The 8,422-nt window shown below is 62.4% G+C and carries 8 protein-coding genes; 5 read left to right on the top strand and 3 right to left on the bottom strand.

From position 1 onward, the window contains the following. Both ABI660_RS21850 and ABI660_RS21855 read right to left on the bottom strand, forming a co-directional pair. Positions 1–568: ABC transporter substrate-binding protein (locus ABI660_RS21850; RefSeq protein ID WP_348072105.1), on the bottom strand; the 568-nt coding region annotated here is incomplete at its 3' end. A 370-nt stretch (positions 569–938) separates the two neighbouring features. After that, positions 939–2,231, bottom strand: a complete 1,293-nt coding sequence (locus tag ABI660_RS21855) for a nitrate- and nitrite sensing domain-containing protein (protein WP_348072119.1) — start codon at positions 2,229–2,231, stop codon at positions 939–941. A 109-nt stretch (positions 2,232–2,340) separates the two neighbouring features. Between ABI660_RS21855 and tsaD the strand changes: the two genes are divergently transcribed. Beyond that, on the top strand, positions 2,341–3,378 hold the full coding sequence (tsaD, locus tag ABI660_RS21860; protein WP_348072107.1) for a tRNA (adenosine(37)-N6)-threonylcarbamoyltransferase complex transferase subunit TsaD: 1,038 nt from the start codon (positions 2,341–2,343) through the stop codon (positions 3,376–3,378). A 178-nt stretch (positions 3,379–3,556) separates the two neighbouring features. Here the strand turns inward: tsaD and ABI660_RS21865 are convergent, their stop codons facing one another. Further along, entirely contained in the window at positions 3,557–3,958 is a 402-nt protein-coding gene (locus ABI660_RS21865) for an Hsp20/alpha crystallin family protein (protein ID WP_348072109.1), read from the bottom strand. Positions 3,959–4,075: 117 nt separating this feature from the next. Here ABI660_RS21865 and ABI660_RS21870 point away from each other — a divergent pair, with 117 nt between their 5' ends. The 4 genes from ABI660_RS21870 to ABI660_RS21885 all read left to right on the top strand — a co-directional run. After that, complete coding sequence (locus tag ABI660_RS21870) at positions 4,076–5,359, top strand: branched-chain amino acid ABC transporter substrate-binding protein (RefSeq protein WP_348072111.1); 1,284 nt, start codon at positions 4,076–4,078, stop codon at positions 5,357–5,359. A gap of 26 nt (positions 5,360–5,385) precedes the next feature. Further along, positions 5,386–6,579, top strand: coding sequence for a pyridoxal phosphate-dependent aminotransferase (locus tag ABI660_RS21875; RefSeq protein WP_348072113.1), 1,194 nt, complete (start codon positions 5,386–5,388; stop codon positions 6,577–6,579). A gap of 146 nt (positions 6,580–6,725) precedes the next feature. Next, entirely contained in the window at positions 6,726–6,992 is a 267-nt protein-coding gene (rpsO, locus tag ABI660_RS21880) for a 30S ribosomal protein S15 (protein WP_348072115.1), read from the top strand. 262 nt (positions 6,993–7,254) lie between these two features. After that, positions 7,255–8,422: polyribonucleotide nucleotidyltransferase (locus ABI660_RS21885; protein ID WP_348072117.1), on the top strand; the 1,168-nt coding region annotated here is incomplete at its 3' end.

Here is an 8,422-nt window from a genome sequence, read left to right on the forward strand (position 1 = left end):
CCATCTTGAAGGGCTTGCCTTCAGCCTTCCACTTGTCCACCACTTTCTTGAGCGCGTCGGCCTTGATCGGGTGCTTGACCTTGCCGCCCTCCATGGGCAGGTGGGGCTTCATCTGGGCCCAGACCGCGTTGGACACCGTGATGGCATTGCCGTTGAGGTCCATGCTGAAGGCGGTGACGATGTCTGCCTTGGTGCCAAAGCCGATGGTGGCACCCAGCGGCTGGCCCGCGAGCATGTGGGCGCCATCGAGCTGGCCGTCGATCACGCGATCGAGCAGCACCTTCCAGTTGGCCTGGGCTTCGAGCGTGACGTTCAGGCCTTCGTCTTCAAAGAAGTGTTTCTCGTAAGCCACGACCAGCGGCGCACAGTCGGTCAGCTTGATGAAGCCGAACTTGAGCGACTCTTTCTCGGGCTGGCCGGGCTTCTGTGCAAAAGCTGGCAGCGTCAGGCCTGATGCGCCCACCAGGGCTGTGGCGCCGGCCACAAAACGGCGGCGGCCGATGCCGGGCACCGGGCTCGCAGCGGGGTGGTCAACCGCCTCGGCGGCGGGGGTGTTTTTAGCGGTCATTTCAACTCCTGGCTGAGAAAACGGAACCCAAAAAAGCAAAACGGCGCTCATTTCGTCGCTTGCGCTTAGCAAGCTGGAAATGGACGCCGTTGTCCTTTGTCAGGGGTGACAGTCGGGTTTTGGGCCGCCGTTGGCTCAACTCCCTCCGGGTAGATTAAGCAGATTGCGTGCCAGGTGGAATTTGAAACAAAAGATCGCCGTGGAGAGGGCGCAAGGCATTGATTGATATGAATAATTTCGGGCATCGGCGCGCAGCTCGGCTGGAGGAGCCGCCGTCAGAAAGTTCCGGCCGGAATTTCTGGCATAGCTTCATCGTGGTGCATCAATACGGTTCCAGGCACCATTTTGTGCATTGCAGCAAAACCCGCCTTCAAGGGCTGCGCGCGGGCAGCACTTCGGCCATGGCGAGCACGCCATCGGCCACTTCAATCAGCCGGCGGTTCTGGTTCATGGCCATCTGGCGCATGGTCTTGTGCGCCTCTTCCTCGCTGAGGTGTCGGTGCGCCATCAACAATCCCTTGGCACGCTCAATGACCTTGCGCTCGTTGAGGCTGGCGCGCACCGTTTCGAGTTCGTCGCTCATGGCCTGAAGGCGCCGGGCCTGATCCTGCACCAGCTCCAGAATGGACCGTTCCAGGTGCAGGCCGTAACCTTGGGCCGGCACCGGCAGGCCAGGCATGCCCGTGCCCACCGTGGTCGCCAGCGGTGTGGGTGCGGCGTCCTGGAAGAAGGACAGCGCGTCGCCTTCGCGGGCCGCCACGGCGTCCAGGGTTTCGTAGCCGGACAGGTCAGCGGTGGCCGCCGCAACCTTGTGCTGGCAGACCTGAACCAGTTCACGAGCCAGGCCGTCTTCGACAGACTTCATGCGGTCCATGCGTCGGCTGCTGCAGTCAAACCAGGTCTGGCTGAGTTGGGTGTCGAGCGTCCCGGTGTCCGGTGCGGTGCACAGGATGCGCCGCAGTCTCTCCAGCTCGGCCAGGTGGGGCGCGCCCTGGCTGTCGGCGCCCAGCGCGGCCACCTCGGCGCTGGCAAATTCGTTGAACACCTTCAGGCAGCGCTCCTGCGAATCGATCAGGAGCAGTAAGCGCTGCTGCTCGGCGAAGTGGGCCCGGCCGGCCGCGAACAGGCCCGCGCCGGCGGCGCGCTCCTGGCCCGCAAACTCCTTGGCCTGCATGAAATTGAACATCGCCACGAGCAGGCGCGACACTTCGGGGTCGCTGGCGCTGTCGGCGGCCTCGAAAACCACGCCCAGCAGGCCGGCGATCAGGCGGGCATAGGCGTCGGTGATGCGGCGGGTCGGCCAGGCGCGCGTTTCCACGCGCTCGCGCAGTCCCTGCAGGGCGTCCAGGCCCTGCAGCACATAGGCGATGCGGCTGAACAGGCGTGCGCCGTTGCCCACGCGGGCGGGCTCAGTGTCCAGGGTGTCGAAGCAGCCACGCAGTTCGGCGTCCAGCCGCTGGCATTCGGCAATTTGTTCGCAACGGGCCCGGGCAAACTGCTCGCCCTGCGAGGCCAGGAACAGGTTGGACAGTCCGCGTTCGCGCTGCAGACCGTGGACCAGCCGCCCGGTCACGTTCACCAGCGCGCTGGTAAGCGCCAACTGCTGCAGCTCGGCGATTTCGCAGCGCTTGGCGGCAATGAGGAAGTTCAGGCCGGATTTCATGGTCCCGGTGGCGTGGTCATGGGGTTTGGCGTGGTTCATGGGCATGGGCTCAGGGATACCAGCAACAAACATGCCGTGCTGCCCCGTGGCCGGGTCTTACACTTCCCGGATGCTTATTTTGGGAATTGAATCGAGTTGCGACGAGACCGGGGTGGCGCTGGTTGATGCGTCGGGGCGGGGTGTGCCTGTGCTCCTGTCGCACGCACTGCACAGCCAGATCGACATGCACCAGGCCTATGGCGGCGTGGTGCCCGAACTGGCCAGCCGTGACCACATCCGCCGCGTGCTTCCGTTGATCGATGAAGTGATGGGCCAGGCGCAGCGCTCGCTGCAGCAGGTGGACGTGATTGCCTATACACGCGGGCCGGGGCTGGCCGGTGCCTTGCTGGTGGGCGCGGGTGTGGCATGCGCGCTTGCGGCGTCGCTGGGCAAGCCGGTGATGGGTGTGCATCATCTGGAAGGGCATTTGCTCTCGCCCTTCCTGAGCGCGGATCCGCCCGAATTTGCCTTCGTGGCGCTGCTGGTGTCGGGGGGCCATACCCAACTGATGCGGGTGGACCGCGTGGGCAGCTACGAATTGCTGGGCGAGACCATTGACGACGCGGCCGGCGAGGCTTTTGACAAGTCCGCGAAATTGCTGGGTTTGCCGTATCCCGGTGGGCCGCACCTGGCCAGGCTGGCGCAAGGCGGCGACGCTCAGGCCTTCAAGCTGCCCCGGCCCCTGCTGCACAGCGGAGACCTGGATTTTTCTTTTTCCGGTTTGAAGACCGCTGTGCTGACGCAGGCCAAAAAACTCGGTGAACCCATGGGCGAGCAGGCCCGAGCTGACCTGGCGGCCTCCACTCAGGCGGCCATTGTTGAAGTGTTGCTTAAAAAATCACTGAAGGCGCTGGAGCAGACCGGTCTCAAACGGCTGGTGGTGGCGGGCGGGGTGGGCGCCAATACGCTGCTGCGGGAGCAGCTCAACGCGGCCTGCCACAAGAAGGGGATCCGTGTGCATTACCCCGAGATGCATTTGTGCACCGACAACGGCGCCATGATTGCACTGGCGGCCGGCATGCGCCTGCAGGCCGGCCTGGAAAACCGGCAGCGCGGCTACACCTTCGATGTGAAGCCGCGCTGGGGTCTGGCGGAGATTGCAGCCTGACTTTTGTGCCGCGAAGTGCTTGCCCTTTGCAGGCTCAGGACGATCGGGTTTGACGCGACCGTCCATGAGTGCCCATCAATTCAAGCCAGGGCCGCGGGTCCGGCTTTGCCGGCCCGCAGGCGCAGCGGCCCCCTCGGGGGGCAGGGCGCTACACGAAGTGAGCAACCGTGGGGGCGAGTTACTGAATGGTCAGCGTCGCCACGTTGCTGACCGGGATTTTTTTGCTCAAGGTCAACGTGAGCACGCCGTGCTCCAGCTTGGCTGTGCTGGCGGCCGCGTCGATTTCCAGAGGAAAACGCCAGGCGGCCTTGACGCTGCGGGCGGCATCGGCTTTGCTGGCAATACGCACGACATCACCTTCGATGCCGATGTCCAGCTGCTCTTTGCCCAGGCCCGGAACGTCCAGCTGTAATGAGTAAGCCTTGTCGCCGTCCTCCACGGTGGCGGTCTGACTGGGCTGGACGTCCGACAGGGCGCCCAGGGTGTCGCTCAGGAATTTGTCGAGGGCGCCGCTTCGCACCAGGGATGAGGCGGGGCGCTGGAAGCTGCGCGCGGGACGGCTGGCGAGTGAATAAAACATGTGAAATCCTTTGGGTTAGGCGGGAAAGTTTTCCCTTTACACTTCGCGGCTCTCAACCGTGATTGCCGCATGCACAGCAGGTAGGCGTGGCGCGGGTTATTTCAAGGAAATTTTTGAATGTATTTTTTTGCTCCAGTACTCTTGAAACGGATTGCGCCGGCCCTATGCGCCTGCTTGCTGTCACTGGCCACGCATGCTCAGCAGCCGTCTGCCGCGGCGCCGATCCGTGTGGCCCTGATCGAGAGCCTGTCGGGTCCTTTCGCCAACACCGGTGAAGCAGTGTTCCGCAACCTGGTGTGGGCGGCAGAGCGTGTCAACGCGCGCGGCGGCGTCAAGCTGCCCGGCGGCAATCGTCCGCTGGCTTTTGTACGCTATGACAGCAAGGGGCAGAACGAAGAAGCGCTGTCGGCATTGCGTTCTGCCATGGATGACGGCATCACACTGGTGGCCCAAGGCAATTCCTCGTCCACCGCCGCGGTGCTGGTAGATGCGATCAACAAGCACAATGAGCGCGAGCCAGCCCGGCGTGTGCTGTTCATGAACTATTCAGCGGTGGATCCGGTGTTGACCAACGAGAAGTGCAGCTATTGGCATTTCCGTTTTGATGCCCATGCTGACATGCGTATGGCGGCCCTGATGGATGTGCTCAAGGACGACAAGGCGATCAAGAACATTTACCTGATTGGCCAGGACTACAGCTTTGGACAGGCTGTTCTGCGCGAAGCCCGCAAGCAGCTCGCGGCCCAGCGCCCCGATGTCCAGATCGTTGGTGACGAGCTGCACCCGATGGGCCGGGTCAAGGACTTCATGCCTTATGCCGCGAAAATCAAGGCGAGCGGCGCGCAGGCGGTGCTCACCGGCAACTGGGGGAACGACCTGACCCTGCTGGTCAAGGCCGCCAGGGACGCGGGTTATGAAGGCAGCTTCTACACCTTTTATGGCAACGCGCTCGGCGTTCCCGCCGCCTTGGGCGAGGCGGGTGTTGGCAAGGTCATTGCCGTGGCCGACTGGTTTCCTAATGAGCCGGGTGCCGCGTCGGAAACCTTCTACAAGTCTTTCCGCCAGCGTTTCCCAAAACCCCAGGACGACTATGTTCACATGCGCATGCAGCTGATGGTCGAGGCGCTGGCGCAAAGCATCGAAAAAGCCGGCACGGTGGAGTCTGCCGCGGTGGCCGCCCAGCTGGAAAATGCGACGGTGCTGTTTGCATCCCACAAAGGTGTCATGCGCAAGGCGGACCATCAGTTCCAGCAACCCTTGCTGGTGGCTGTGATGGACAAGCAGGGTGCGCCCGGCGTCAAATTCGACGTCGAAGGCTCGGGTTACGGTTTTCGCGTGATCAAGGCGATTGATGCCGCGCGTTCCGAGCAGCCGCACAGCTGCAAGATGCAGCGGCCCTGAGCAACATCTCCATTCAGAGAAAGACAGTGATGCGACAGGTTGTTGTAGACCTTGAAGAGTCGATGATCCGCCAGGTGGCCAACGCGGGCATGGGGCGCAGCGATGTGCTCAAGTTCTGGTTTGGCGAAAGCGATGAGGTCACGCCAACGTTTATCCGCGAGGCCGCTATTGCCTCGCTGCAACAGGGCGAGACCTTTTACGCGCACAACCTGGGCTTGCCGGAGCTGCGCGAGGCCATTGCCGCTTATGCAAGCGCATTGCGCTGCGCGGGCGCCGCACCGATTGAGGCGAACCGCATTGCCGTGACCTCGGGCGGGGTGAATGCCTTGATGCTGGCGGTGCAGGCGCTCGTCGATGCCGGCGATGAGGTGGTGGCCGTGACGCCGGTGTGGCCCAACCTGACGGCGCAACCGCTCATCATGGGCGCGAAGCTGCGCTGCGTGAGCCTCAAACCGGTCGCCGGCCAGTGGCAGCTCGACATGGCTGAACTGCTGGCCGCAATCACGCCGCAGACCAAGCTGCTGATCGTCAATGCGCCGAACAACCCGACCGGCTGGACCTTGACCCGTGCCGAACAGGAGGCGCTGTTGGCGCATTGCCGCCGTACCGGTACCTGGATTCTGGCCGACGAGGTCTACGAGCGGCTGTATTACGAGGCCACCTCTAACGCCTGCGCGCCCAGTTTTCTGGACATTTCAGCGCCGGAAGATCGTCTGGTGGTCGTCCACAGCTTTTCCAAGAGCTTTTTGATGACCGGCTGGCGCCTGGGCTGGCTGGTGATGCCGCCAGCCATGACGCCGCACATGGGAAAACTGGTGGAATTCAACACCTCCTGCGCCCCGGTGTTCGTCCAGCGGGCCGCCCTCGTGGGGCTGCAAAGAACCGCCGACGTCACGCCGCAACTGGTGGCGCACCTCAAAACCTGCCGCGACACCCTGGTGCCCCTGCTACAGGCGATACCGGGTGTTGAACTCGCTTCGCCCAGGGGCGGCATGTATGCGTTTTTCCGGCTGGCGGACCAGGCACGTTTCGGGAACTCGCTCGCCACCGCCAAAAGGCTGGTGGTGGAGGCCGGTTTGGGTCTGGCGCCGGGCGATGCCTTCATGGTCAACCCGTCCGCTGAGGCGCAAGGCTGGCTGCGCTGGTGCTTCGCCAGCCATGACCTGGGCCGGCTGGGGCAGGGGGTCGAGCGCCTGGCGCGCTGGCTGCCGAGTGCCTGATTCGTCAGGCTGGGCTATAATCCAAGGCTCTGCGCAAAAGCGTGCCTTTTCATTCGTGAAGCGGCGCAGCGCAGAACACGGCGGACACGGTCAACTCCCACGTCGGGAACACTGTACCGCTCGCAAGTTACACAAGGAAAAAATCCATGATCGAGAAATCAATCAAGGCCGAGATTGTCCAATCTAACGCACGTGCGGTTGGCGACACCGGCAGCCCAGAAGTTCAAGTGGCCCTGCTGACCGGCCGCATCAACGAACTGATGCCCCATTTCAAAACCCATGCCAAGGATCACCACGGTCGCCGTGGCCTGCTGCGCATGGTGAGCCGCCGCCGCAAGCTGCTGGACTACCTGAAGTCCAAGGACGCGGCCCGTTATGTTGCGTTGATCGCCAAGCTTGGCCTGCGTAAATAATCGTTGAAACGACTGCAAGACGCCTGAGTTAGTTCACTAGCTCAGGCGTTTTGCACTTTAAATAGCCAAATAATTCAATTTCAGAAGCGCCAGCGGCGCCGCTGACTTACTTCGGAGCAAGGCAAAACGATCACGCGCTGTGTCATTCCACAAGAAAAGACCTGAAATTGCAGGCATTTTGTGGAATGGCATCGTGTTCTGCAAGCCACCACTCCGGGCCTCCTGCACTGCCTCAAGTGCTTGAATCTAGTGGAGATAAAACATGAGCATTTTCAATAAAGTCACCAAATCCTTCCAGTGGGGCCAGCACAAGGTCACGATGGAGACCGGTGAAGTTGCCCGCCAGTCCGGCGGCGCTGTCATGGTTGATATGGACGGCACCGTGGTGCTGGCCACTGTGGTTGCCAAGGCTGATGCCAAGCCCGGCCAGGACTTTTTCCCCCTGACCGTCGACTACCTTGAAAAAACCTACGCCGCGGGCCGCATTCCCGGCAGCTTCTTCAAACGCGAAGGCCGCCCCAGCGAGTTTGAAACCCTGACATCGCGCCTGATCGACCGCCCGATTCGCCCGCTGTTCCCCGAAGGTTTCTTCAACGAAGTGCAGGTTGTCATTCACGTGCTGTCGCTGAACCCTGAAGTCGAAGGCGACATCCCGGCGTTGATCGCTTCCAGCGCTGCATTGTCGATTTCCGGCATTCCTTTCAACGGCCCGATCGGCGCTGCACGTGTGGCCTACATCGACGGCCAATATGTACTGAACCCCGGCAAGACCCAGCTCAAAGACTCCACCATGGACCTGGTCGTGGCTGGTACCGAAGCCGCTGTGCTGATGGTCGAGTCCGAAGCCAAACAACTGTCTGAAGAAATCATGCTCGGCGCCGTGGTGTTCGGCCATGAGCAGGGCAACATCGCCATCAATGCGATTCACGAATTGGTCCGCGATGCCGGCAAGCCGGTCTGGGCCTGGCAGGCGCCTGCCAAGGACGAGCCGCTGATCGCCAAGGTCAACCAGCTGGCCGCCGCCAAGCTGCAGGCCGCTTACCAGATCCGCGCCAAACAGGCCCGCACCCAGGCGTGCCGCGTGGTGACTTCCGAAGTCATGACCGCCCTCAAGGCTGACGGTGCTGCATTCGACAGCGTGGCCGTTGAAGGCATGCTGTTCGACATCGAAGCGAAAATTGTCCGCAGCCAGATCCTCTCTGGCGAGCCACGCATCGACGGCCGCGATACGCGCACAGTGCGTGCCATTGAAATCCGCAACAGTGTGCTGCCCCGTACTCACGGCTCGGCCCTGTTCACGCGCGGCGAAACCCAGGCGCTGGTTGTTACCACGCTGGGCACCGAGCGCGACGCACAGCGCATCGACGCTTTGTCGGGCGACTACGAAGACCGCTTCATGCTGCACTACAACATGCCTCCGTTCGCCACCG

Origin of the sequence: Polaromonas sp. (genome assembly GCF_039930745.1) — a bacterium.
In the GTDB taxonomy this organism is placed as follows: domain Bacteria; phylum Pseudomonadota; class Gammaproteobacteria; order Burkholderiales; family Burkholderiaceae_C; genus Polaromonas.

Coding starts and splice junctions, on each gene's coding strand:
- ABI660_RS21865 (WP_348072109.1), bottom strand. CDS start 3,958: ATGTTTTATTCACTCGCCAGCCGTCCCGCGCGCAGCTTCCAGCGCCCC.
- tsaD (WP_348072107.1), top strand. CDS start 2,341: ATGCTTATTTTGGGAATTGAATCGAGTTGCGACGAGACCGGGGTGGCG.
- rpsO (WP_348072115.1), top strand. CDS start 6,726: ATGATCGAGAAATCAATCAAGGCCGAGATTGTCCAATCTAACGCACGT.
- ABI660_RS21870 (WP_348072111.1), top strand. CDS start 4,076: ATGTATTTTTTTGCTCCAGTACTCTTGAAACGGATTGCGCCGGCCCTA.
- ABI660_RS21855 (WP_348072119.1), bottom strand. CDS start 2,231: ATGAAATCCGGCCTGAACTTCCTCATTGCCGCCAAGCGCTGCGAAATC.